Below are 24188 nucleotides of genomic sequence, written 5' to 3'. Positions count from 1 at the left end.
CTGGGGGGCGGAAGCCTAACCCGGTGAGGAGGACGCACACCTGATCCAAGCTCTCTCATTCAGCTGCCAATCGCTTCAGTTCTCGAATGGAGTCTTCCTTCCGAGAGGTCTGCGATGATTGCAATGAGTTGCTAACGCAGATTTAGCTCCCTTCGGTTGATGGCTGCGTAGGACGCTCTCGATCAGAGATCTCTCTCTGCGGATACATAACTCCAGTCCTTGAAGGGAGCCTCCGCGCAGAGACAGCGGCTGCTGCTACAATCCGCAGACAACTATCCAAACCTCCCCAAGATAAGCCTCGCCTCTAAATAGGCTAGGCGTGCTCAAGGTCTAAGATGGTGTTGTGCTGCTAAGCCGTGATTGTCTTGAAGTGCCCGATCGATCAGTGTTGTTGCACTGATGACGCAAAAGGCGGGCGATTACCGCTGCATTGCATGCCGCAACAATGGGCGATTTAAATTCAATTGATCCTGCAAGAATGTTAGAAACTCACTGAGTATTTTAGAGAGAGGTCAGCGCCAAGCTTTTTCTGGTAGCGGGGGGAGAAGACTTGGGTGTCGAGTTCCAGGATGCCTAGGTTGGTGAAAGTGTAGGCGAGGCCGGCTTTTAAGGTTGGCCTGACCCAGTTGCGGGCGGTGTCTGCACCGATTGTGAAATCTGTCAGGCCCGGGATGTTGGAGATGCCGGAGACCTGGATTCCGTCGGCGTAAAAGTCTGCTTCCAGTCCTACTCCAAAGGTAAGCTGCATATTGCTGGTGAGTCTATAGGCAGCATCAATACCCATCGTGGCTGAGGCTGCGTTGTAAAACTGGCTACTGATACGCGTGTTGGTGTCGGCAACGCCTTGTTCTGTATAACCGTTCTGCCCCGTGCCTTCCCAATAAGTTCCCAGATAGGAGTGAAGCAACAGGTTGGACGTTGCTACATGATTGGCGTAGATCTGCAGGCCTGCTGTACCAGTGTTGAAGTTAGATGAGCCGGTTTCCTGCTGAACGTCTGAGTATCCTGCGCCGCGTGTGATTTCTGCGTCTGTATAGAACCAGGAGCCATCTATACGGACGCCAATGTAGGCCTGTGAGTTGAATGCAGCTATCTGGCTCAGCCGAATATCAGCGTAAGCGCCAATGCCGACGCCGTAATCAGGATTGATGGTCTGAGAAACTATGCTTTCTCCGTAAAGACCGACGCTGGCCCCTACACGGACCGTTTCTGTGGCTTTGTAGCTGCCCATGATGCTGCCACCAAAGGCGTTTGTGCCCTGTAGGAGGGAAGATGCCAGTCCTGAAAGGCCAATACAGCCCTGTGCCTGGTCTGCGATTGTACAGGTGTCCTGACGGAGGCGACGGGCAATGTGGGTGTTGCGATCAACGCTGGCAGCTACCCCATTGGCTACATCAACCACTGAGTTCTGGAGGTTCTCAAGATCCTGTATCTGATTGATAAAGATAAAAGCCCGCTCCCCTGAGCTGCTGTTTGAGTATCCCAGAATGACTTTTCCATCGGCACTGATCGTAGAGGCTCTGGAGTAACTTCCACCAGTTAAAGTGCCGAGGCTTTGCATACCGGTTGCTTCTGTCCATTTGAAGGCCCGTGTGCCTGAGGCTCCACCTTCTGAGTCTCCGACGATGACGCTTCCGTTTTCGCTTACTGCTTTAGCGGAGGAGTGTGCGTTTCCAGATAGTGTACCGAGGTTTTGCATACCGGTGCTTTGTGTCCATCGGAATGCTCGGCTTACCCCTGAGCCGATCGATTTGCCTATGACAACAGATCCATCAGAGTTCAGAGTGGTTGCTTCAGAAAAAGTATGTCCTGTTAATACGCCGAGATTTTGCATTCCCGTGCCTTGCGTCCAACGGAATGCTTTTGAACCGCTGGAACTGCCTGATTTACCTACAATAACAGTGCCGTCATAGCTGACAGCATTTGCGTCGGAATATGTCTCCCCGGTCAACACGCCAAGACTGACCATCCGGTGCCTTGTGTCCATCGGAATGCGCGATCTCCGCCAGTGCTTTCCGATTTACCAATGATTGTAGAGCCATCTCCACTGACAGCCTCTGCCCGAGATTCAGTGCCTCCAGCCAATACGCCAAGGCTGGTCATTCCTCCTGTCTGGGTCCAGCGGAAGGCTCTCAGACCTGTTGCAGAGTCGGAAAATCCAGTAATAACAGAGCCATCTGCGCTCACGTCCTCTGCTGCTGAGTAAAAGCCTCCGGTTAAAACTCCCAGGCTTTGCATTCCTGTCGCTTCTGTCCATCGAAAGGCGCGTTGGCCAGCAGTGCTTCCTGACCTGCCTACGATTGTGGAGCCGGTTACATCCATTGCTGCTGCATCTGAGAAGAGGCCGCCCGGCAACATGCCGAGACTTTGCATTCCCGTTGCTTGTGTCCAGCGAAAGGCGGTGTTGCCTGGAGCACCTACGTGACCAGAAATAACGGATCCATCTGAGTTAGTGAGGAAAGGCCTGATTGTATCTGCGCCAGGAACAGTGCCGATGTCGTCCAGAGATTCTGCTGAGGTTTGGGAGGCTATAAGTGAGAGAACGAAAAGAGCAAATGAGGTGGTTGGATGGAGCAACCTTGGCATGTCAGAACCTTTCCCGTCTCTCATCGTTTTTGCTTTCTCAGAAGGGGTGTTATCTGAGTTCTAGCTGGGTGTTGAAGTGATGAGAGTTAGAGTGCAACACTGGATAAAATGATGTTTCGTTGCGGAAAATGTAAGTTGATAAGTGTTTTATTTCAAACGGTTAGCTTGATATACAAAGTTGAGCCATAGGGTTATGCATTGGATGGGCCACAGAGTGTTTTTGACGCATATGGTTATGTGGCTTGTGCATATCGATTATTGGGGTGCGACTCTTGTGGCTGCTGGTTAGCGGGCCTGAACCCATGTTGCGTAGGCGTCCAGTGCATTTGTGGTGGCTTCGTCTTGTTGTTTTTTCATTATGGCAGGGGAGGTGCCGAATTCCTGTTTGAACGCACGGGAGAAGCTTTCCGGGTGCTTGAAACCGCAGAGACTGGCCACTTTTTGGATTTCGCAGTTTGGGTCATGCAGGATCATGTGGCGGGCTTTGAGCAAGCGGTTGCGCTTCATGTATTGGGTGAGACCACCTGCGGGTTTGAACATGCGGGTGAGGGTTGCGCGGGAGATGCCCATCAGCTTGGACAGGGTCTCTGTATCCAAATTTGGATTAGCAATGTGGGCGCGTAGGATTTGCTGGGCCTGCAACTGGCGCAGGATCTGCTTGTGTTTCTGGTTGGGTATATGAAACTCTAACCTATTGTTTTCTCCAAGTTTTAGAGCTGCCAACTGAGTGACACACTCGATGAACACCTTGAGTGTTTGCGGGTCGGCTGTTTCCATCTCCTGTTGGAGGGAAGAGAGCAGTGTGCGTAAGGAGGTTGTCGTTGTGTCGGTTGGGTTCAACACCTGACCGGGATAGGTGATGCCCATGTGGAGCAGGGGGCTGAAAGCGGAGCGGGGGAGGATGACGCTGATGACTTCATAGGTGCCATGGATGACCTTGAAGGGCTCAAGCATATCGTGAATAACGACATCGCCAGATTGAATCTCTTGAGTGCTTAACTCATTGAAAATAAAGCAGCCTGTCGTTGAAAGATAATACTGGATGAGGATCACATCCATGGGGACTTGAGCGACGTGGGATGACGTACGGTCGAAGATGTTGGGTGTGGCGCGGACGTGGCTGATGGCAGCGTTGCTGAGCAAGCGCTCTGTGACGTTGGCGCTAAAGTCATCCGGGTTGCTGCTAAGCTTTTGATTTAGATGGGTTTCGGAGATGTGTTCGTGGGCGAGTTGCCATTGGTGCCACTCTGTAATTTCCGAGCAAAAATACCCATAGTCGTGAATAGGTTTGTCTGGCATGAAAATCTCGATGGGGAATAAATATATTTTTATGTATGCCGGCTACTTTAAAAGGTGAAATTAAGACTCCTCAAGTTTAAAGTTTTTTGCCTGTGTGAGAAATATTTCAGGTACAGTGGCGTTGCTTTGAATAAGTTGGTTTTCATGAGGTGTTGCTTTGACGCGGGATGAGTTTGATGGGTTTTGTAAGTCTTTGATTGGGACGACGAATGTCATTCAGTGGGGGAATGCTTCGGTTTGGAAGGTTGGGGGGGAAGATCTTTGCGATTTGCTCTAACTGGGTGAGGATCGCCCTGAGATGGAAGGGATCAAGATCAGCTTTAAGTGCTCGGATCTTTCCTATCAGATCCTGACTGAGCAAGAGGGGATAATTCCTGCGCCTTATCTGGCTCGTGCCAAGTGGGTTCAGCTGGAGACGATGGATGCGATGGCTGATGGTGATATCAAGGATTACATCACAGAAGCGCATAGCATCATCGCGAAAAAGCTGACCAAGAAGCTGCAGAAAGAGATCGGTTTTGTATCTGCTTGATTTCGCAGGTGAATTGTAAAGTAGTGCTGCTTTGCGTTCTTTTGTGCGTTGATTTGCGTTTTTTGCGTGTTGGGTGCGTTTAAAGTGGTTTTTCTGCGTTGCTGTGTTTGAAGTCGTGAAAGTTGGCCATGCCTTCCGTTAAGCCGGTGCGAAGGCTGGTCCCAAGAGCGCTAACATGGTTATTGGGGAGGGGAGTAAGATTTTCTCTCTGAAACCAGCGAAAAAGTTATGCCCGCTTTGCGCTGGCCTGGCCTGAATGTTCCTGGCAGACGTTATTCCCCTTCTCACGGACTGCGTTATTCTTAGTTGTGTGGCTTCTGTGACGCTTTGCTTGCCGAAACTTCAGATTGCTTTCGTTGCCTGCTGTTTTGTGCCAATAAGGCGCTATGGATCTGAACCGACTAGATGACCGCCTGAAAGCTGACTGCGAGAAGTGTGCAGCCTTGTGCTGTGTGGCGCTTGCCTTTGATAAGTCGAGCGTTTTTCCCTTCGACAAAGCTGCGGGTGAGCCTTGCCGAAATCTTGAGAGCTGCGGCACGTGCAAGATCCATTCTGATCTGGCGACGACAGGATATATGGGCTGTGTTCAGTTTCACTGTCATGGGGCCGGGCCGATTGTCACGCAGGATCTGTTTTCCGGAGGTACATGGCAGACGCAGCCGCATTTGCTGCGACCCATGATGGAAGCCTTCTGGGTGTTCTTGCGTCTTCAGGAGCAGGTGCTGTTGCTGAAACATGCAGCCAATCTGCCATTACCTGAGGGCAAGCAAAAAGAGCTGCACGCGTTTCTGGATGAGCTTTGCCTGAGGATGGCTGGAGCTGGGATGCCTTTGAGGGGCTAGACCATGCCAAGGTGTCTGCGGATGTGAAAACGTGGCTGACCTCTCTGCGGGATGTGCTGGCCTAGCTCTTGGAGCATGAGATCTCAAGTGTTGTTGTCTTCTGTGTTGTCAACATCAAGAATGCGCTTGCACTGACATTGCTCAGACAGGCCTCACATGCTGTGCCGAGGAATAAAGCGTCATACTTGGTGACCTCTCTTGCCCTTCGTGGTCTTCGAACTCTCCCAGTAGGAAAGTAGCTCTAAAGCTTTTAGTGGATATTGGCTTAGGGATAAAAAGAGCAGCACGAGAAAGGATTGGAGGCGCCGTTATGGGATGGCGCATTGGTTCACAAATGTGCGGCATCCCTGAATTCAAACGATAGAACTAGGATGAGCAAGTGCGCATTATAATTGATAGTTGATCTGATGTCTGGCGTTCCGAAATGCCTCATACGCTCAACCTTGAAAACTACAAGTGCGGTCTACTAGGCATAGTTGGCGGTACTAGAGGCTCCACATGGTGGCCAATGAACGCTTAAAAGCAAGAGGGACAGGAAGGCATGTTTCTACTGGGTGGTGATAAGGCAAAACGTACGGAGAAGGTCTTGGGGGCTGGATGGAATACAGTAATTTCAAATTAAGTATGGAGATTACTTAATGGATACTAGGGAGAAGATGAATGGTCATTCTTGGGTGTTGATAGTATATTCTCTAATTCCATTTATATCATACTTAATTGTGGAATATATTTGGGTGGTTGATCATTATTATACTGAAAAGAAGCCAGTATTTGTTTTTATGTTATGTTTTTGCTGGACGCTTATTTCTATTTTTTACTTAAGTTTGATGTATTTTAATTTCATTTCGGCATATGTTAAGTTAGAAAGTAAAGAGCATTTAAATTTATCGATCTTGTTTCTACTAGCATCTATTTTCTTTCTTCTGGAATATAGTGGAGGTTATCCATTCAAATTTAATATTGGTTTTCTTTCTTACGCTCAATACTGGCTAATGTGTTTTCTTGTAAGTTTTTCTTCTTCAATGATTATTTTTTATATCGTCAATGTACTTGGGACTACATTGAGCGGGAGGGAGTAAGTGAGAGAAAGAGAAGTAATAATATCTGAACTGTAGTTTATATCGTGGCTGGTCTTGCTTCTATTGCGGCGCTTGCCGAGCGGGCTCATAACCACACGACATGATAAAGATCCAACAAATTTCCTTACTGCAATCAAACTCGTAACCGGCCAGTTTTGGTATTTGCCTCCCGGTGTGATGTTTCCCGTGTAAGTCCGGTTTGGCCGCGTTTAAGTCCTCCTCTGTATGAAGTTTGATTATTGATTTTGTGACCTTATTCCTCTCCTTCTAATGCAGAAGCCGTTATAGTCCGTCTTGATCCATTAGATTTCCATAGCGTGGGTTTTCTGCATTGTGTATAGGAATGCAACTCCTTTGGCAGGTGAACTTACGGCGTGAACGAGACTTCAAAAACAATCAGCTTTGACCATGTTTCCATTGAGCGCAGTGGGGCGACGATCATTCGTGATCTGACAGTCCAGCTGCCGGATCAGCGGGTTGGGATTATTGGCCGTAATGGATCTGGCAAGTCTACGCTTGTGCGCAGCCTGAATGGTTTGCTGCCGGTGAGCGCCGGGTCTTTGCATGTTCATGGTGTTTCGGCTGAGGAAGGTGCCAAAAAGCTGGCGCGGGTGACGGGCTTTGTGTTTCAGAACCCGGATCATCAGCTGATCTTTCCCACTGCCCTGGAAGAGTTGAGCTTTGGCTTGCGCCAGATTGGTGTGGGCAAGGCAGATGCGAAGGCGCAGGGGCTTGCGTTGCTGCAGGACCATGGCATTGCGCCACTGGCTGAACGGCCCGTTCATGAGCTTTCAGAGGGGCAGAAGCAGTTGATCTGTATTCTGGCTGTGCTCATCATGGAGCCGAAGCTTGTGGTGCTGGATGAGCCGTTCTCCAGTCTGGACCTGCGTACGCGAGCTGCGTTGCGGCGTAAGCTGGAGAAGCTGGATCAACAAGTGATCTTCGTGAGCCACGAGCTGGATGCCTTGAGTGATTACGACAAGGTGCTCTGGATTGAGGATGGTGCAATCAAGCAGTTTGGTGCGCCCTCTGATGTGCTCGCAGCCTATCAGGAGCATGAGCTTTCTGGCGCGGATCTTCATTTTGAGGGGGCTGCGCGCGCATGATCTCCCTTTACATGGCGGGTAACAGTTGGGCGCATCGGCTTCCTGCCAGATTGAAGCTGATCTTTCTGTTTGTACTGAGCTTGCTGATCATCCCGTTCAACACGCTTTGGTTTTCTGCTTTGCTTCTGGCGTTTGTCGTGGCTCTGTATGCTACGCTTGGTAAGCAGGGGCTGGATAAGCTGAAGGTGGTGCGGCCGCTGCTCTGGATGATGGGTATCATTTTTCTGGTGCATGTGTTTTTAGGAGACATCGAGCAGGGCATTATTGCTGTGTTGCGCCTATTGGCGATGGTGCTCCTTGCCAATTTTATTAGTATAACAACCCACATGGAGGCTTTGATGGATGCGGTGGAGCCGCTGTTCAAGCCTCTGCGTGTGTTTGGCATTTCCCCAAGACGCGTTTCGCTGGCAGTTGCTTTGGTTATCCGGTTTGTGCCGGTCCTGCTGGCGGTTTATGCGTCACTGCAAGAAGCGTATAAAGCCAGAACAGCCCACGCCAACAGCTGGCGCTTGCTTGCTCCGTTTGCCTTGCACGCGATAAAAATGACAGATCATGTTGCCGAAGCTCTGACAGCCCGTGGTGGTGCTGACGGCTTTGATGATCACAAAAGAAGTTAGGATGACTATGTCTAGTGATCGTTCTCTTGTTCAGATTGCATTTTATGCGGCCCTGATTGCTGCTCTTGGGCTGGTGCCTAAGATTGAGCTGGGTCTTGCTGGCGGTATTCCAATTACGGCGCAGTCGCTTGGTGTGATGCTGGCGGGTATGATGCTTGGTCCGGTGCGTGGCGGGCTGGCTGTTGCTTTGTTCCTGTTCCTCGTGGCGCTTGGCCTGCCGTTTCTGGCTGGTGGCCGTGGTGGCATTGGCGTGTTTTATGGCGCGACGGCTGGCTATCTGGCCGGTTACTTTGTTGGCGCGATTGTGGTTGGTGCAATCATGAAAGCCATGCGCAACATGAACGTGGTGTTTGGTGCGATCGTCTCCGGCATTATTGGCGGCATCGTTGTGGTGCATGCGCTTGGCGTGCCGGTGCTCGCTTACAAAGCTGGCATGACGCTCGATAAAGCGATCATAGTGGGCAGCCTGCCGTTTATTCCGGGTGACCTGATCAAGGTGGCTCTGGCAACGCTGGTGGCACACACCATTGCACGCGGTTTGCCATCTGCCATGCTGTCCCGCAGCTAAGTTTGCGACAATGTGTTTTGAAGAAGCCGGTTCCGTTGGGGCCGGCTTTTTTCGTGCGTACTCTTATCCGAAAAACGGAGCCGCTTTGCGAGAGGGGGGCTTAATGCACCAGCGCCTGATCCAGGTGTTTCAGGGCTTTGATGAGGAGGCCCTGGAGGATGAAGTCTTCATCCCACGGCAGGACTTCCAGATTGACGGCATCGAGCAGCGGGGCGAGCAGGCTGCTTTCCAGGCCCTTGTTCATGCCGTGCTTGAAGAGGTCGTAAGCCTGCATGGCTTTGCCGGTGAGGACGATGCGGCTTGGGTCCAGTAGTGAGATTGTGCGGGCAAGGCTGACGCCCAGAGCGAACCCGGCATCCGTGAAGACCTTTTGCGCCTGCGCATCGCCCACACGGGCGCGGGCACGCAGGTTCTGGATGTATTCCGGCCCATAGAACATGGCGGAAGGAGAGGTTTCCTTCGGCAGCTTCTGGGCTTCGCGGTAGAGCGCGTAGTCGGCGATGTAAGCTTCCAGACAGCCTTTCTTGCCGCATCTGCAGGCGGCGCCATCCGGGGTGAACGGGGAGTGGCCGTATTCGGCGGCGGCTCCGGTTTCGCCGCGGTAGAGGGCGTTCTTGATGAAGATGCCCATGCCGACGCCGCGGTCGATATAAACCACCACGAAGTTGCCGCTGTATTTTTCAGCGTCCTGCCGGTGCAGGGCCTCGGCGATCATGTTGGTGTCGTTGTAGAGCGTGCAGGTGATGCCGAGGGTCTTGGAGAGCTTAGCGGTGAGCTCCACCTGCCGCTCTGCAATGGTGGGTGACCAGATGATGGAGCCGTTGTGCTTGCCGACGATGCCTTGCGTCGCCACGGTGATTTCCATGACACTGCGGGCGCGGAGCGGCTCGGTCTTCAGCAGGGCTTTGATCTCCCGTGCGAGCAGGGCGATGAATGCATCGCCGCCCATATCGGAGGATTCCACCATGAACTTGGCTTCGGCGTGTTGATGGCCGGTGTAGTCCACCAGCGCAAGAGACACGCGGTCTACTGAGAGCTTTACGGTGATGACATGGGCCACATCATCGCGCAGACGCAGATAGGTGCGCGGGCGGCCTCGTGTGTTGGCATCCGGATTGGGTTGCTCTTCCACCTCTGCGATCAGGCCGCGATCTTTCAGATCAGCGGTGATGGAGGTGACAGCTGCGAGTGACAGACCTGTGAGCCGGCCAAGGTCGACACGGGCCAGCGTGGTGTGACGCCGCAACGTGGACAATACCACGAACCGGTTTTGGCGACGAACCTGCTCTCTACTGGCTTTTTCGATCATTCGAGTACTGGCCTGCACTTCGCGCTTTGAGTTCACAAGCATTCATTTGCATTTACGCATGAGGCTCTGAACATTTGCTTTTTTGCGCGCGTTCTTTGTTTGACGCAATAAGCATAAGTTTTTGAGGACCAGTAAATAAAGGGAGGAACGGTATAAATCAGCGTTTTCACCCGAAAGTTGAGGTGACCTAATCGTAAGGATTACCCCGTTTGTTGGGGGGCTGCGCCGTCATCTTCGTCTAATTGCGCTGGCAAAGTTTCTGGCATCAGGAACAGGTACATTGTGCCGCCGATGAAGCGAGAATCGCCAGAGTTATAAAGGCCGGGGAATATCCGAAGAACTGGACGATCTCTTCAGCCAGCAGGTTGGAGGCTGCCGAGCCGATGCCAACCACAGCGGCAAGCGCGCCCTGCACCAGATTGAAGCGGCCTGTGCCGCGGGTCAGGTCTGCGGCGATGAGCAGGATGATGACCCGAAGATGCCGTTGGCGATGCCATCCAGTGATTGCACGGAGATGAGGGCCACCGGATCCTCCAGCCACATGAACAGCATGCCGCGAATGGGCAGGATGAAGAAGGCCAGCAAGAAGAGTGGTTTGCGGCCCCACATGTCGGCGCGGGCTGCGCAGAGGATGGACATGATGGTCATCCAGAACTGTGCGACCACGATGCAGGCGGCGGCGAAAGCGATGCCGATGTTGACGTTGGAGTTGACGGAGAGCTTCTGCCCCACCAGCGGTAACATGGCGGCGTTGGCAAAGTGGAACATGAACACGCAGAGCACCAGCGTGAGAAGGCGCTTATCCGCTGCGATGGTGCCGATGGTGGAGGGCTCGTCGCCGTCGTTGGGATTGTGGTGCAGGCCACCACGGGCTGCGTTGTGGTTGATGGCCGAACCGCTGACCATGCCGATGCTGATCGCCATGCCGACAGCCATGATTGCCACCAACCAGAACACGCCTTCTGCTGAGATCCAGAGCGCTAGCCCGGCTCCCAGAATGGCGGCGAAGACATTGCCGGAGTGGTTGGCAGCCTGATTGGCACCCATCTGCACGGTGAAGTGTTCCGGCCCCGATATGCCGAGGGTTATGGCGGCGATGCAGGGGCCAACGAAGGCGACAGCAACTCCCATGAAAATCTGGGCGATGTAGATGACCACCGGGTACTGCGAGAACAGCAGAATGGAGATGGTGGCGCAGCCGATGAGCAGGGCGCAGGAGGCAAGCAGCAGGCGCTTGCTGCGGGTGCTGTCGATGAAGGCGCCTGCGGGTGTTTGCAGGGCGACGGTTGTCAGCGAGCCGATGGCCAGTGCCAGACCGATGTTGCCGGGGGACCAGTGCAGGCCGGTGAGCAGGTAGATCGCCAGATAAGGCCCAATTCCGCCCACGACATCGCCCGCGAAGAAGTTCGTCGATAGCATGGCCTTGTTGAGCTTCATGGAGACCCTGATCCGGTTTGCTGTGCCCGCCGAGAATAGGGGGATGGCTCTAAGAAGCTGCCAAGGATTTCGCTCGATTGTGGCAGTGGTGGTTAAGCTGCTGTCAAACCACGCTGGATAGGGTGAGGCATGTCGGTCTCTCTTGGTATTTCCACCCTCATTTTCCTCGGAATTGCCGTGCGCCAGTGGCTTCCGCCCATGGTGCGGATCTGGCACATCATGCTGGCGGGCGCGGTTGTGCTGTTGGTGCTGGGAGAGATCACGCCGCTGGCCGCTTTCTATGCGGTGGACTGGCAGTTGATCTTCTATCTGTTTGCCGTGTTCAGCATCGCCTCATCGCTGTATGATACCGGTCTTTCTCAGGATATCGCGGATATGCTGCTCAAGCGGTCGCAGTCTGGCATGGTGTTGTTATGGTTCATTGTGGCTTCCGCGATCTGCGCGGCGGTGCTGACCAATGATGCGGCGGCGGTGATCGGTGTGCCCATCGCGATTATCCTGAGCCGTGCGTTCCGGTGGAAACTGGCGGTGGTTCTGGTGGCGCTGTGTGCGGCGGTGACAGTTGGCTCCATGGTGTCTCCTGTTGGCAATCCGCAGAACATTCTGGTGGTGAACGCCGCCAATTTTCAGAACATGCTGGCCACGTTCATCGTATGGGCTTTGGTGCCCGGCGTGATCTGCCTTGTGGCTGTGTTCTTTCGATTTCACCGGTTGGTGAAGAAGAATGGATTAGATGAAAGCGCGTTGGTTTCACAGGAGGTGGAAACGCAGGCTGAGGCGGTTGAGGTTAGCCGACGGCAATGGCCTGCGATGGTTTCTGCCTTGCTACTGGTGGGCATCATCACGGGCGACAGTTTGGGGCGGACGTATTTTCACCTCGGCCCGCTGCCGTTTGGCTGGGTAGGGCTGGTCTCCTGCCTGCCGATCTATCTGGCGGGGGATGAGCGTCTGCGGGTGTTCAAGGAAGTAGACTGGGCGACGCTGATCTTCTTTGTGGCGATGTTCGTTGTCACCGGCTCGCTCTACCAATCCGGCTCCCTGCAATATTTGCTTGGCTCCCTGCAGAATGAACTGGCGGACCTGACCGTAACCGCGCTGGTGAGCTTTTGGGCCAGCCAGCTGTTCTCCAACGTTCCTGTGGTGGAGCTTTACCTGAAGCTGCTGGATGGCGGCGAAACCGGCACCTTCATGATGCTCTCTACCATCTCCACCGTGGCCGGAAACCTCTTCATCATCTCCGCCGCCAGCAACGTGATTGTGGTTCAACAGGCAGAAAAGTTCGGCGCAACCCCCTTCACCTTCTGGCAATTCTGCTGGTGGATGCTGCCGATTACGGTGTTCTGCGTGGTGGTGAGCTACGGATGGATTTGGGGGCTGACGGTGTTGGGTGTGGGGTGAGGTATGTTGGGTGGCGCACTTTCAGAGCGGGCACCCAACTTCACGATCTGAAGAACAAGTTCTGTCAGATCGCTTAGGAAGTTATCTCGATGCCTTTTGCCTCCATCCAATGATCAAGTGCTATAACGATTTTGCCATCGTCGGATGCATACTTTGAGGAAGGTTCGCGTGTTCCTTCATAAGCCATGATTTCTTTGAATGGAGTACTAGAAAGATAATGGTCATCATCTATTTTCTTTAGTGATTCAATGAGCTGATCAGGAATGTCTTTGTATTCTGGTTTGAGCTCTGCGGAGGTGTAGCGATGCCAATTGTCAAGAACTAAGCGACAGACATTGGTTTTATCATTTGCTACGTTTACGTCGGCGAGTACATCCCATAACCAATATCCAACGCCTTCGACGAGAAAGATGCGGGCAGCTGTGCCTTGATCACAGTTTTCCTGGGCCAAGATCCAGGAGAGAACCCTGTCTCCGTAATCATAATTCCATGACATTACGACTTGATGCCATGTATCAGGAGTTTGCTGGGCAAGCCATTCAATGATTTGATCAGTTTCCCCAGCAGGTACAATAAGGGCTTCCGGATCTGCCCACCATTTATAAAGTACATCCATTTGGTCCATTAATTAGCCTTCCTAATTAGGGGTCTGCTTGAGAACAGTCAGTATTGCACTTTGCATTCATGTCTGCCAATGCTCATGGATCATCAGGTTTCCCACGCAAACACAAAAAGATTGGAAGTCCTCTAAGCTTGCGATGGTTTCTGCCGGATACTTGGTGACGCCTTGTTTTCGGATTAGCTCATTTTGGCGGATATTAGCAGAGCTATGGAGTTGTGATGCAGCGGGTGATGATTGTTGGGTGTCCGGGCGCGGGAAAGACGACGGTGGCTAAGCGGTTGGCTGTTGTTACAGGTCTACCGCTTGTGCATCTGGACTTTCATTACTGGCAGTCCGGATGGGTTCGGACTGAGAGCGATGTTTGGGCCGAAAAGGTAGAGACTTTTGCTGCTCAGCCGCGTTGGATCATTGATGGAAACTATGGTGGCACTTTGGAGCCGAGGATTGCCCGTGCTGACACCGTGATCCATCTCGACTTCCCGACCCACATCTGCCTGTATCGTGTGTTCCGTCGAATGTTGGCTGGATTGGGAAAGAGACGAGAGGCTGAGTTCGTTGAGGGCTGTGAAGAGCGCTTTGACTGGAAATTTCTCTGGTTTGTCCTCAACTACAAACGGACAAACCGGCCACGTGACCTTGAAAAGCTAGAGAGTTTTGGCGGGCAAATGCTGCGATTTGAGCATCCCAGAGAGCTGGAGCAGTTTTGGGGAATGGTTGGGTAGGGAGATGAGGTACTGTCAGATGACAGTAGGACTTGCACTCTTATGATGCTTCCGGTTTTGCCTTTCGGACAATTTGCTCGTTGATGCAAACGTGGATTCAACTTTTGCCATTATTTGTGGTGACAATAGCTGAGAAGAAGACTTTTACTTTGGTCGGATTGAACGTCTCACTAAATCATCAATTTAGGAGTGAACGTTGGCAAGTCAGACGCACGGTGACAGTTCAGGCCACCCCAAAAACAAAGTGAGCGGGCTATCCGTCACTCGTGAGGGTTTAAGAGACGGGTCGCTCTTGAAAGCTGCGCGTCTCATAGCAGGGCCATCGAACACATTGCTGTCTGACGGTGAAATTGAAACATCGCTGCAAAAGTTCATTTCTTGCCTCAGTGCAAACCAAGATGTTTGGGTGTTCGGATATGGCTCCTTGATCTGGAATCCTGCATTTGAATTTGCAGAGAAACGAGCAACAGTTCTGCCGGGTTGGCATCGCTCTTTTTGCTTGTCAACTTTTGGACGGGGTACCCGAGAAAGACCCGGTGTGATGTTAGGTTTGGAACCAGGCTCTTCTTGCGAGGGGATCGCTTTTCGTATCAGCCAAAAGAAAATTGAAGAAGAGCTTCTGATACTCTGGCGACGGGAGATGATATCCGGAGCTTATGAAGCGCGTTGGTTGAAAGCAGAAACAAACAATGGTCCGATCAGCACATTAGCGTTTGTTGTCAAGCAGTCGCATCACTCGTACATCGGGCATTTGAGTGAAGATGAGATTTCACAGAGACTTGCCTTTGCTGAAGGTCCACTTGGTAGCTGTCACGAGTATCTCTTAAATACGCTATCCAGCTTAAAAGCCTTCGGCATATCAGATGATGGGCTGGAGCGGATACACTCGAAAGTTCAAGAAAAACTTGAGACGTCGAGAAACTAACTAGGAGTTTCTCGCTGCTCAGGATCCTGCTTACGGGAATGGAGACTTCGGTTAATTTGGATGGTTTGCCTGCCTAGTATTGCCAATGCACAGAGCTAGCCATGCACCTCAAACAAAAAAGACCGAAAGCGCCCCCGTCGCCTCCGGTCTTTTTTCAGCAGTGGGTCCTGCTGGTTATTCGGCGGCGGATTGTTTTAGGACGCCGCGTTGGATCTGGTCTTCTTCGATGCTCTCAAAAAGGGCGCGGAAGTTGCCTTCGCCGAAGCCTTCGTCGCCTTTGCGTTGGATGAACTCAAAGAAGATTGGGCCAATGACGGTTTTGGAGAAGATCTGGAGCAGGATCTTGGTCATGCCGCCGCCCACAACGCCTTCACCATCAATGAGGATGCCGTGTTTGGCCATGCGGTTGAGTGGCTCGGTGTGGCCGTGGACACGTTCGGCGCTGCGGTCATAGTAGGTCTGTGGTGGACCTGGCATGAACTTGAGGCCATCTTCTGCCAGCATGTCGGTGGCCTCGTAGATGTCATCGGTGCCAACGGCGATGTGCTGGATGCCTTCGCCTTTGTACTTCTTCAGGTACTCTTCGATCTGGCTGGTGTCATCCTTGGACTCGTTCAGCGGGATGCGGATTTTGCCACATGGGGATGTGATTGCGCGGCTGACGAGGCCGGTGATGCGGCCATCAATGTCGAAGAAGTGGATCTGCTTGAAGTTGAAGAGCTCACGGTAGAACGCCCACCACTTGTCCATGTTGCCGCGATAGACGTTATGGGTCAGGTGGTCGAGGTAATAGAAGCTCTTGCCGGTTGGCTTGGCGTCTGTTTCGCCGAGCCAGTCGAACTCTTCTGAATAGGCAGAGCCTTTGTCGCCGTACTTGTCGATGAAGTAGAGCAGGGAGCCGCCGATGCCCATGATGGCAGGTGCATCGAGGGTTTTGTCGGAGCCGGTGTAAGGTTCTGCGCCGCGATTGACGGCATGCTCAAACGCCTGCTGTGCGTCTACAACGCGCCATGCCATGGACGGGGCGCAAGGGCCGTGTTCGTCGATGAAGCGGGAGGCGAAGCTGTTTGGCTCAGCGTTGAGGATGTAGTTTACATCGCCCTGACGGTAGACGGTTATGTTCTTGCTCTTGTGCTTGGCGACAGGCTCAAAGCCCATGCGGCGGAAGAGAACGTCCAGCTTTTCCGGCTCCGGATGCGCAAACTCAACGAATTCGAAACCGTCGGTACCAGCCGGGTTTTCTGCTGTAATCTCAGCTGGTCCTGCATCGTGCGGAAATGGGCCCATTTGTTCCTCCTCAAACAAGGCGATAAATGCTGTTCTGCGTATCTTTGTCCGAAAACCGGTTCCCACTTTTCGGCGATACACTGCAACTTGGAACTATTCTGAAATATCTGTGATGCGACAGGTTTGCATTCTTACGTAAAATCACGCAGTATATGCACAAATTGTGCGTCATATTTTGATTTGGTGCGAAAGATGATTGAGCTTGACCAGTTTGACCTTAAGTTACTTGCAGCGTTGCAGGAAGACGCCAGCCAGACCAATCAGGAGTTGGGGGAGGTGATTCACCTTTCTGCCTCGCAGGTGTCGCGTCGTCGAACACGGCTGGAGCAGGAGCGGGTAATCCGTCGCTACAAGGCTGATCTTTCGCCGGAATATCTGGGGCTGGATGTGATGGCCTTTGTGGGGGTGGCGCTGGCTACGCACAACAAGGAGAACGCCCGGCTGTTTCGTGATCTGGTGCGCACCATTCCCAGCGTGCAGGAAGCCTACGCCATGACGGGGGACATGGATTACATGCTCAAGATCCGGGTGAAAGATCTGAAGGCCTTGAGTGAAGTGATCAACAATGATCTGCTGCCCCATGAGGCAGTGCAGAACGTGCGCAGCTCCATCGCGATGGACACGCTGCGCGACGATAACCATTTGCCGCTCGGGCAGTAGGTGTGCTCTCAAACATTACAATTTTGTCAGGTTGCACTTTTGCGGGAAGAGGCATCTTGAAGTGAAATTGATGGCTTCCCATGTCCTAAGAGGTTTGGCGTGTAACGCCCAAGATCAACGAGATAGGATTACAGATGTTCGACAGCAAGGCACTTCTTGATCAGTTCTTAGGTTCCAACGGGGGTAATCAGGCCCGTGGTGCCATGGAGAAAGGGCAGTCGTACATCAAAAACAACGCTGGCGGACTTGCAGGTGGTGCCCTTGCCGGTGGTTTGGCCGGTTACCTTCTTGGCAGCAAGAAGGGCAAGAAACTCGGCAAAAAGGCCGTGAAGTACGGTGGCATGGCGCTGGTTGGCGGCCTTGCCTATAAAGCTTTCCAGACATGGCAGGATGGTAAGAACAATGGTGGCGGTGGCGGTGGTGCTGCGACGTCTCACGGTTCTGCCCAGACGCAGACACAGGCGGCTCCCGCAACTGTGGTGCCTGTTCCTGAGCCGCTTGCCCTGCCTGACCCGACTGGAACTGCGTTTGACCCGGATGCAGGGAATGGTGATGCCAAAGAGTTTGCTATGGCGCTGATCGTTGCGATGATCCAGGCGGCCAAGGCAGATGGCAATGTGGACGGCGAAGAGATGCAGCGCATCTTTGAAAAGCTGGATGAGCTTGGTCTGGGTGCTGAGGAAAAAGCGTTTGTTCTGGATGAGATGCGCGCGCCACTGGATATCGACCGTGTGGTGGCGTTTGCGACTTGCCCGGAAACGGCAGCAGAGATTTACACCGCGTCCCGCCTTGCCATTGATCCGGACCTTCCGGCAGAGCAGGCGTATCTGATGATGCTGGCTGCGCGTTTGCAGCTGGATAGCGGTTTGGTTACGGAGCTGGACAAGGCGATTGCCGCGGCTCAAGCGCAGGCATAAACGCGCTTATTTTGTATTGCTCGCAAATCGGGTGGTTACGGTTTGCGGAAGGCCATAGGTTGCTCCCAACTTAAGGAGTGACCTATGGCTTTTATTATTTCTGGATTGAAATCCAACGAGTTTGAAGCACTGAATGGCCTGAGCGAAGAGCAGTTGGCAGAGCGCAACGTGGTTGTTTATGTGGCTGATGAAAAGCCAGGTTTTCCGTGCCGCATCACGCTGGATGATGCCGAGGTTGGGGAGCGGGTGTTTCTGCTGAATTACGCCTACCAGCCGAATGACACGCCTTACAAAGCCTCCCATGCGATCTTCGTGCGTGAGAATGCCTCTGATGCTACGCCGTATGAGAACGAGGTTCCGGTGTCGCTGTCGTCCCGGCTGCTGTCACTGCGCGGGTTTGATGCAAACCACATGATGGTTGAGGCGGATATCGCGCAGGGTGATGACATCAAACCGATGTTGGAGAGCTTCTTTGAGAACCCGGATGTCTCTTATATTCAAATGCATTATGCACGGCGTGGGTGCTTTGCAGCGGTGGCGCATCGCGGGTGATCTAAACATATCTTACTAGTGCAATTGGTCCGCTCAGTTTCTATCTTAGGTCGCAAAGAGGATTGGGGCTTGGGAGGGCCGGTATGCGCGCATTGGGAACCTGGGATTACATCGTGGTTGGAGCCGGTTCGGCTGGCTGTGTTGTTGCGAACCGGCTTTCTCAGGATCCGGATGTGAAAGTGCTGCTGCTGGAAGCGGGCGGCAACGACAAACATCCGTGGGTGCATATCCCTGTTGGCTATCTGTACTGCATGGGCAATCCGCGCATGGACTGGGGTTTCCAGACCGAGGCGGAGCCGGGGCTGAACGGGCGCAAGCTGAATTACCCGCGTGGCAAACTGCTGGTGGGTGCTCTTCCATCAACGGTATGCTGTATCTGCGTGGACAGGCGCAGGATTATGACAACTGGCGCCAGCTGGGGTTAACCGGCTGGGGCTGGGATGATGTGCTGCCGTACTTCCTGAAATCAGAGGACCACTACGCAGGATCTTCCGAAGTGCATGGGGAAGGCGGCGAATGGCGCGTTGAGGAGCAACGTCTGTCCTGGCCGATCCTTGATAGGTTCCGTGATGCTTGCGCAGAAGTGGGCATTCCGAAGATTGATGACTTCAATGGCGGTGACAACTTCGGCTCCTCGTATTTTCAGGTGAACCAGCGCAAGGGTGTGCGGTGGAACACCTCCAAGGGGTTTCTGAAGCCAGCGGCAGGGCGCAGCAATCTGAAGGTTCTGACAGATGCGCAGGTGACGGCTCTGGAGTTTGGCGGACGCCGCGCAACAGGCGTTTGCATGATGGTGAAGGGCGAGATGGTTTCTGCCGCCTGCACCGGTGAGATTATCCTGAGCGCGGGAGCGATTGGCTCTCCGCAGATCCTGGAGCTGTCTGGCATTGGCTCAGCTGAGCGGTTGACGGGGCATGGGATCGACATGGTGCTGGATCAGCCACAGGTGGGTGAGAACCTGCAGGACCATTTGCAGATCCGCAGTATCTATAAAGTTCAGAATACAGTGACGCTGAACCAGCGAGCGAACTCGTTGATTGGTAAGGCAAAGATTGCGGCGGAGTATGCGCTGAGCCGGTCCGGGCCTATGTCCATGGCGCCAAGTCAGCTTGGGGTGTTTACGCGCTCTGACAGTTCTTTTGAGACGCCGAACATTGAGTACCACATTCAGCCGCTGTCGCTGGATAAGTTTGGCGAGCCACTGCACGAGTTCCCGGCGATCACCGCAAGCGTCTGCAACTTGCGGCCAGACTCGCGTGGAAGCGTTCATATCGGTTCTGGCAATGCGATGGCGCATCCGAAGATCCAGCCTAACTACCTTTCTGAGGAGAGTGACCGACGGGTTGCAGCAGACAGTTTGCGCCTGACACGGACGATTATGGAAACCAAGGCGATGGTTGAGTTCTCGCCGGAGGAGTATCTACCGGGTGCGCATCTGGTGAGTGATGAAGACCTTGCCATCGCTGCGGGGGACATCGGCACCACGATCTTCCACCCTGTCGGCACCTGTTCCATGGGCACGGTGGTTGATGAGCGGCTGAAGGTGAAGGGCATTGAGGGACTGCGTGTTGTTGATGCCTCCGTGATGCCGCGCATCGTCTCCGGCAACACCAACTCTCCGACGATCATGATTGCCGAGAAGGCATCGGACATGATCCGCGAGGATCGCAAGAACTCTGTGGTGGCAGCTTAAGGGGCTTTGCTGTGTCGTTTACTGAACTTTCGGTTCCCAGATTAGAGACTGAGCGGCTGGTTCTGCGTTCCTGGCAGGAGCAGGACTTCGAGTGTCTCAAGACTATTTTCTGTCATGAAGAGACTGCCCGATATGTTGGTGGTGCCCGCTCAGAACATATGGTCTGGAGACAAATGGCAACCATCATCGGGCACTGGCATATGCGCGGGTTTACGGTGTTTGCTGTTGAGCGGAAAGAGGATGGCAAGACCATCGGCTACGCTGGGCCGTGGTATCCGCTTGGGTGGCCTGAGCCGGAAATCGGGTATGCGTTGATCCCGGAGGCTCAGGGAAAGGGCTATGCCTTTGAGGCTGTGCAGGCGGCTTTGAGATACGTTTATGATGCGCTGGGCTGGGAAACGGCAATCAGCGTTATCGTGCGGGAAAACGAAGGCTCACGCTCCCTCGCCAAACGGCTTGGTGCTCACCACGTTGGTGACATCAACTTGCCAGAAAGACCTCCCGCTGAAATCTGGAGGCATCTGTCCCCTACGGAGCATCGGAAACGATTGAGTTCTGGTGAATTGCTGGATGAGGTGTGAGGCTACTTGCTCAGTCCAAGCATGGTTTCCGTGGCCTCTGTCATGCCCGCGCGGTACTCTTTTTCCGTTGTGATTTCCTGCTTCAGGCCTTTTGAGTAGGTGTTGAGAAGCCGCGCGATCTTGAGCGGTGTGCCCTGTGTTGTTTGCTGCAGATAAGGCAGGTCTGCCTGCTCAATTGCTGCTGCGACTTCAGACAGGAAGTTGGCTTCTGCGGATTGCATGATGTCGCCAGTTGTTTCGATCGCGGCCGCTACAAAGTCTGAGGCGACATGGTCGATCTTGCCAACGTATTGGCCGTGCCAGATGCTGAACATCTCCGTGACTATGTCTTGCAGAGGTTGGCCTGATTGGGCGGCTTGCTGCACCAGCTTTAGGTTTTCTTCAAACGTGAAAGTGCTGGCCTCGCGGAAGAGATCCGTCTTGTCTTTGAAGTGAAGATAAAGCGCCTGCCGGGAGACATTTGCGGCTTGGGCGACGTCGTTAAGTGACGATTTTCTGAAGCCAAACTGCATGAACACCTCAACGGCCGAGCTTAGAATACGCGCCCGGGTATCGCGAGGTTTATGAGGATTGGTTTGCACAGCAGTCTCCCTGAATGCGGAAAGTCATAGTGCTGATCACGAACTTGTCAAGCTTTACAAACTTGCGAATCTTGTAAAGTTGGTAAAGAAAGAACACTTCCGTTTAACAGGAAGTGCGGGGCTCGTGCTTCCCAAAGCTGAAGGACTTTTTATGTTGAAGTTGAAATCGCTGGGCATCGGGCTGGTGCTGTCTGTGTTGAGTGTGACTGGTGCTGTTGCCGAGAAGCTGACGCCCGTTGATGCGATGGCGGCGTTTTATGAAGTGGCGGATGCGCGCCCATTTGATCGGGAGGCTTTTGTCTCGTTCTTCTCCGAGACGCATACAAACCATGATCCGCGTCCGGGCCAGACAAATGAAAGCAGCGGGGACATTGTGGCGGACTTTTATAAGTCTCTGCAGGATGGCTCGTCTGATGGGCGTCACGAGATCACGTTTATTGAGCCTGTTGGTGAGAGCAAAGCGCTTGTGCGTTGGCGCTATGTGGGCACGCATGATGGGCCTCTCTTTGGCATTCCAGCTTCCGGCAATGAGTTTGATGCTGCGGGAATGGAGCTTTGGGAGTTTGATGAGAACGGCAAGATCAACGGGCTTTGGCACGTTGAAGAGATTGCCACGCTTCTGCGGCAGATTACCAAGAAGCCATGAACTGTTTGGAATGAGGGAGCCTTCGATTGGCTCCCTTTTTTGCTTGGCAGTGATGATGTCTTGCTGTGTTTAAGGATGCTTTGGTGAGGGTGAAGTACTGTTGGCAGTGGAACTGGATGCCAGCAGCAGAGGGCCCTGAAGATGCATGATGTGATTGTGGTTGGGGGGAGTTATGCCGGGATGGCGGCGGCTTTGCAGCTGTTGCGGGCGCGTAGATCTGTTTTGGTGATTGATGCAGGTGAACGGCGGAACCGCTTTTCTGAGCATGCCTATGGCTTTCTTGGGCAGGATGGGGTGAAGCCCGATGATATCTGGGCGCAGGCACGGCAGCAGCTGGATGCCTATCCTGATCTGACCTGGTACGAGGGACAGGTTCAGGAGATCCTAGGTGAGATTGGAGCGTTTCGGGTCAGTACCGACAAAGGCACTGATTTCACAGCGCACCGGATTTTGCTGGCCACAGGTGTGCGGGATGAGCTGCCGGATATTCCGGGATTGGCAGAGCGTTGGGGCACGTCTGTTTTGCATTGCCCGTATTGTCATGGCTATGAGCTAAACAAAGAACCGATTGCTGTGATTGCCTTTAATCCCATCTCCTTACATCAGGCGGAGATTATGCCGGAGTGGGGACCGACGACCTTCTTCACCAATGGTACAGCTCCTCTGGAAGACAGCCAGCGCGAACATCTGTTGCGTAGTGGTGTTACCCTTGAAGATATTAGGATCAGCCGTATTGAGGGCACTGCGGATGTGGTGCTTGAGGATGGGCGTACACTGCCGTTTTCTGCGATCTTTGTTGTCTCCAACACTTATCCCTCCAGTGGGTTGGCTCAAGCTGCCGGGTGTGCATTGGAGGATCACCCCATGGGGCAGCAGATTGTGACCTCGGAGTTCAAAGAGACAACCGTTCGCGGTGTATTTGCCTGTGGGGACGTAGCTCGCGTTCCGCATTCCGTTTCCTTTGCCGTGGGGGACGGTGTCTGGGCCGGAATGCAGGTGCATCGGTCTTTGCTTGATCCGGTGTTGTAGCGGCGCTTTATCTTGGGGCTGCTTCCAGCTCTTTCATCGGTGGATCCCATGGCTGGGCGGCTTCTTCGAAGACGGTGAAAGCGGGAGAGAAGCGGCTTGGATCGTCCAGCGTGGCGGCGTGGATGTAGATGCGGTCCGGAAAGCGTTCTGTGCGGCTGGTGAGTGGGGAGCCGCAGGTAGGGCAGAAGCCGGAATAGGTTGCTGCGCCGTTGTCGCTTGAGGCTTTGTACTCGCGGATTTCTCCCTGAAACTGAACCTGATTGGCTGCGACAGCGAAGGCTGATGAATGGCCAGTGCCGGTAGCCTGCTGGCACTTTCGGCAGTGACAGTTGAAGGAAAACTCGATTTCGCCATCTGCTTCATAACGGACCGCACCGCAGGCGCATCCGCCGGTGAGTTGCTCTGTCATTCTTCCAGTCTCCTTAGCCAATGGCCAAAACAGATGATGCCGCGGCCCCAACCGTAAGTGAGGGACTGTGCTGATTCCTGTGTTGGCAAGTGTTCGTGAAGGATGGTGATGCGGACGCCGCTGGCTTCCTCGGTGAATGTGATGGTCACTAGTGTGTCGCGTCCGTGTGTGAGGTGCCTGTCTTCCTCACTCTCCCACGTGAAGATCAGGGTGTTGGGGCGGGAGATCTCTACGTATCGGCCTGAATGGTGTGAGGGAGCACCTGTTTCCGGCACCATGCGAAACCGCCAGTGGCCACCGGGGGTGAGGTCCAGCTCCAGAATTTCCGCCGTGTAGCCGGGGGGGCCGAACCAGCTGGCGATGGCTTTAGGATCTGTCCAGCCTGTGAAGGCGGTTTCCAGATCCGTGTCAAACCACATGCTCTCGTTGACGCTGTAGTCGGGATTTGCTGTGCTAGCCATCGCCGTCTCCCTGTTTTTCGAGATAAGCGCCGAAGGATGCCAGTTTCTGTTGCCAGAACGCTTTGTGCCGCTCTGTCCATTCCAGCATGGGGTCGAGGCCCGCTGTGGCCAGCTCGCAGTGATGCTCCCGACCTTTGACGGTGCGTTTGATGAGCTGAGCTTCCTCAAGAACCTTGAGGTGCTGCGAGATTGCGCCGGGTGTCATGTCGTGATGGTGGCTCAGCTCTTTCACGGTCTTGCTGCCGTGGAGCAGGTCATCCAGCATCTGTCGGCGAACTGGATTGGCGAGGGCGGCAAATGTGGTGTTCAGGTCGATCATAGTTTAGTAGA

General features: G+C 53.5%; 25 protein-coding genes and 1 pseudogene. 15 read left to right on the top strand and 11 right to left on the bottom strand.

Annotated features, from left to right (window positions below):
* Positions 1 to 481 precede the first annotated feature (481 nt).
* The 3 genes from JCM12308_RS26370 to JCM12308_RS26360 all read right to left on the bottom strand — a co-directional run bounded on the left by JCM12308_RS26370 (position 482) and on the right by JCM12308_RS26360 (position 3885).
* Entirely contained in the window at positions 482 to 1987 is a 1506-nt protein-coding gene (locus JCM12308_RS26370) for a hypothetical protein (RefSeq protein WP_128647515.1), read from the bottom strand.
* Positions 1948 to 2610: an HAF repeat-containing protein gene (locus tag JCM12308_RS26365; protein ID WP_054785642.1), complete on the bottom strand. Its 663-nt coding sequence runs from the start codon at positions 2608 to 2610 to the stop codon at positions 1948 to 1950. Before JCM12308_RS26365 ends, JCM12308_RS26370 begins: the two co-directional genes overlap by 40 nt.
* A 261-nt stretch (positions 2611 to 2871) precedes the next feature.
* Positions 2872 to 3885 (bottom strand): AraC family transcriptional regulator, encoded by a 1014-nt coding sequence (locus tag JCM12308_RS26360; RefSeq protein ID WP_083417421.1) that lies wholly within the window; start codon positions 3883 to 3885, stop codon positions 2872 to 2874.
* Between the two features lie 298 nt (positions 3886 to 4183).
* Here JCM12308_RS26360 and JCM12308_RS31110 point away from each other — a divergent pair, with 298 nt between their 5' ends.
* From JCM12308_RS31110 to JCM12308_RS26330, 5 genes are all read left to right on the top strand, one after another.
* Positions 4184 to 4417 (top strand): MmcQ/YjbR family DNA-binding protein, encoded by a 234-nt coding sequence (locus tag JCM12308_RS31110; RefSeq protein WP_208978961.1) that lies wholly within the window; start codon positions 4184 to 4186, stop codon positions 4415 to 4417.
* A 386-nt stretch (positions 4418 to 4803) separates the two neighbouring features.
* The gene (locus JCM12308_RS26350) at positions 4804 to 5259 is read left to right on the top strand and encodes a hypothetical protein (protein WP_208978960.1); all 456 of its coding nucleotides are present in this window, start codon (positions 4804 to 4806) and stop codon (positions 5257 to 5259) included.
* A gap of 1453 nt (positions 5260 to 6712) precedes the next feature.
* On the top strand, positions 6713 to 7444 hold the full coding sequence (locus tag JCM12308_RS26340) for an energy-coupling factor ABC transporter ATP-binding protein (RefSeq protein WP_054785639.1): 732 nt from the start codon (positions 6713 to 6715) through the stop codon (positions 7442 to 7444).
* The gene (locus JCM12308_RS26335; RefSeq protein ID WP_054785638.1) at positions 7441 to 8061 is read left to right on the top strand and encodes an energy-coupling factor transporter transmembrane component T family protein; all 621 of its coding nucleotides are present in this window, start codon (positions 7441 to 7443) and stop codon (positions 8059 to 8061) included. The genes JCM12308_RS26340 and JCM12308_RS26335 overlap by 4 nt, the downstream gene beginning before the upstream one ends.
* A gap of 1 nt (position 8062) precedes the next feature.
* Complete coding sequence (locus JCM12308_RS26330) at positions 8063 to 8629, top strand: biotin transporter BioY (protein ID WP_054785637.1); 567 nt, start codon at positions 8063 to 8065, stop codon at positions 8627 to 8629.
* Between the two features lie 100 nt (positions 8630 to 8729).
* Here JCM12308_RS26330 and JCM12308_RS26325 read toward each other — a convergent pair whose 3' ends face one another.
* Positions 8730 to 9980 carry an ROK family protein gene (locus tag JCM12308_RS26325; RefSeq protein ID WP_050773953.1) on the bottom strand — a complete coding sequence of 417 codons (1251 nt, stop codon included), beginning with the start codon at positions 9978 to 9980 and terminating at the stop codon, positions 8730 to 8732.
* A gap of 399 nt (positions 9981 to 10379) precedes the next feature.
* Positions 10380 to 11375, bottom strand: coding sequence for an MFS transporter (locus JCM12308_RS26320; RefSeq protein ID WP_208978959.1), 996 nt, complete (start codon positions 11373 to 11375; stop codon positions 10380 to 10382).
* A 129-nt stretch (positions 11376 to 11504) separates the two neighbouring features.
* On the opposite strand from JCM12308_RS26320, the gene JCM12308_RS26315 reads away from it, so the two are divergent.
* Positions 11505 to 12773 carry an ArsB/NhaD family transporter gene (locus tag JCM12308_RS26315; protein ID WP_054785636.1) on the top strand — a complete coding sequence of 423 codons (1269 nt, stop codon included), beginning with the start codon at positions 11505 to 11507 and terminating at the stop codon, positions 12771 to 12773.
* A 73-nt stretch (positions 12774 to 12846) separates the two neighbouring features.
* Here JCM12308_RS26315 and JCM12308_RS26310 read toward each other — a convergent pair whose 3' ends face one another.
* Positions 12847 to 13398 (bottom strand): DUF4274 domain-containing protein, encoded by a 552-nt coding sequence (locus JCM12308_RS26310; protein WP_054785635.1) that lies wholly within the window; start codon positions 13396 to 13398, stop codon positions 12847 to 12849.
* Positions 13399 to 13613: 215 nt separating this feature from the next.
* Here JCM12308_RS26310 and JCM12308_RS26305 point away from each other — a divergent pair, with 215 nt between their 5' ends.
* Positions 13614 to 14117: a P-loop NTPase family protein gene (locus JCM12308_RS26305; protein WP_054785634.1), complete on the top strand. Its 504-nt coding sequence runs from the start codon at positions 13614 to 13616 to the stop codon at positions 14115 to 14117.
* Between the two features lie 196 nt (positions 14118 to 14313).
* The gene (locus tag JCM12308_RS26300) at positions 14314 to 15042 is read left to right on the top strand and encodes a gamma-glutamylcyclotransferase (RefSeq protein ID WP_083417418.1); all 729 of its coding nucleotides are present in this window, start codon (positions 14314 to 14316) and stop codon (positions 15040 to 15042) included.
* Between the two features lie 174 nt (positions 15043 to 15216).
* Here the strand turns inward: JCM12308_RS26300 and hppD are convergent, their stop codons facing one another.
* Entirely contained in the window at positions 15217 to 16329 is a 1113-nt protein-coding gene (hppD, locus tag JCM12308_RS26295; protein ID WP_054785632.1) for a 4-hydroxyphenylpyruvate dioxygenase, read from the bottom strand.
* A 192-nt stretch (positions 16330 to 16521) separates the two neighbouring features.
* Between hppD and JCM12308_RS26290 the strand changes: the two genes are divergently transcribed.
* The 5 genes and pseudogenes from JCM12308_RS26290 to JCM12308_RS26270 all read left to right on the top strand — a co-directional run bounded on the left by JCM12308_RS26290 (position 16522) and on the right by JCM12308_RS26270 (position 20732).
* A complete protein-coding gene (locus tag JCM12308_RS26290) occupies positions 16522 to 16989 on the top strand; it encodes an Lrp/AsnC family transcriptional regulator (protein WP_008551672.1) in 468 nt (155 codons plus the stop codon).
* Between the two features lie 134 nt (positions 16990 to 17123).
* The gene (locus JCM12308_RS26285; protein WP_054785631.1) at positions 17124 to 17906 is read left to right on the top strand and encodes a tellurite resistance TerB family protein; all 783 of its coding nucleotides are present in this window, start codon (positions 17124 to 17126) and stop codon (positions 17904 to 17906) included.
* 84 nt (positions 17907 to 17990) lie between these two features.
* The gene (locus tag JCM12308_RS26280; protein WP_008551427.1) at positions 17991 to 18458 is read left to right on the top strand and encodes a DUF1203 domain-containing protein; all 468 of its coding nucleotides are present in this window, start codon (positions 17991 to 17993) and stop codon (positions 18456 to 18458) included.
* 83 nt (positions 18459 to 18541) lie between these two features.
* A pseudogene (locus JCM12308_RS26275) lies at positions 18542 to 20151 on the top strand (GMC family oxidoreductase).
* Between the two features lie 11 nt (positions 20152 to 20162).
* Positions 20163 to 20732, top strand: coding sequence for a GNAT family N-acetyltransferase (locus tag JCM12308_RS26270; protein ID WP_054785630.1), 570 nt, complete (start codon positions 20163 to 20165; stop codon positions 20730 to 20732).
* 2 nt (positions 20733 to 20734) lie between these two features.
* Here JCM12308_RS26270 and JCM12308_RS26265 read toward each other — a convergent pair whose 3' ends face one another.
* A complete protein-coding gene (locus JCM12308_RS26265) occupies positions 20735 to 21313 on the bottom strand; it encodes a TetR/AcrR family transcriptional regulator (protein ID WP_054785629.1) in 579 nt (192 codons plus the stop codon).
* A 151-nt stretch (positions 21314 to 21464) separates the two neighbouring features.
* Here JCM12308_RS26265 and JCM12308_RS26260 point away from each other — a divergent pair, with 151 nt between their 5' ends.
* Both JCM12308_RS26260 and JCM12308_RS26255 read left to right on the top strand, forming a co-directional pair.
* Complete coding sequence (locus tag JCM12308_RS26260; RefSeq protein WP_054785628.1) at positions 21465 to 21959, top strand: ester cyclase; 495 nt, start codon at positions 21465 to 21467, stop codon at positions 21957 to 21959.
* A gap of 141 nt (positions 21960 to 22100) precedes the next feature.
* Complete coding sequence (locus JCM12308_RS26255; protein WP_054785627.1) at positions 22101 to 22988, top strand: NAD(P)/FAD-dependent oxidoreductase; 888 nt, start codon at positions 22101 to 22103, stop codon at positions 22986 to 22988.
* Between the two features lie 7 nt (positions 22989 to 22995).
* Here JCM12308_RS26255 and JCM12308_RS26250 read toward each other — a convergent pair whose 3' ends face one another.
* From JCM12308_RS26250 to JCM12308_RS26240, 3 genes are read right to left on the bottom strand one after another with little or no spacing between them, the layout of a single operon-like run.
* A complete protein-coding gene (locus JCM12308_RS26250; protein WP_054785626.1) occupies positions 22996 to 23397 on the bottom strand; it encodes a GFA family protein in 402 nt (133 codons plus the stop codon).
* Positions 23394 to 23858, bottom strand: a complete 465-nt coding sequence (locus JCM12308_RS26245) for an SRPBCC family protein (protein WP_054785625.1) — start codon at positions 23856 to 23858, stop codon at positions 23394 to 23396. The genes JCM12308_RS26250 and JCM12308_RS26245 overlap by 4 nt, the downstream gene beginning before the upstream one ends.
* Positions 23851 to 24177 (bottom strand): ArsR/SmtB family transcription factor, encoded by a 327-nt coding sequence (locus tag JCM12308_RS26240; RefSeq protein ID WP_054785624.1) that lies wholly within the window; start codon positions 24175 to 24177, stop codon positions 23851 to 23853. Before JCM12308_RS26240 ends, JCM12308_RS26245 begins: the two co-directional genes overlap by 8 nt.
* Positions 24178 to 24188 lie beyond the last annotated feature (11 nt).

Origin of the sequence: Pseudovibrio denitrificans JCM 12308, assembly GCF_001310815.1 — a bacterium.
In the GTDB taxonomy this organism is placed as follows: Bacteria; Pseudomonadota; Alphaproteobacteria; order Rhizobiales; family Stappiaceae; genus Pseudovibrio; species Pseudovibrio denitrificans.
This window is presented reverse-complemented; position numbering and strand designations above follow the sequence as displayed.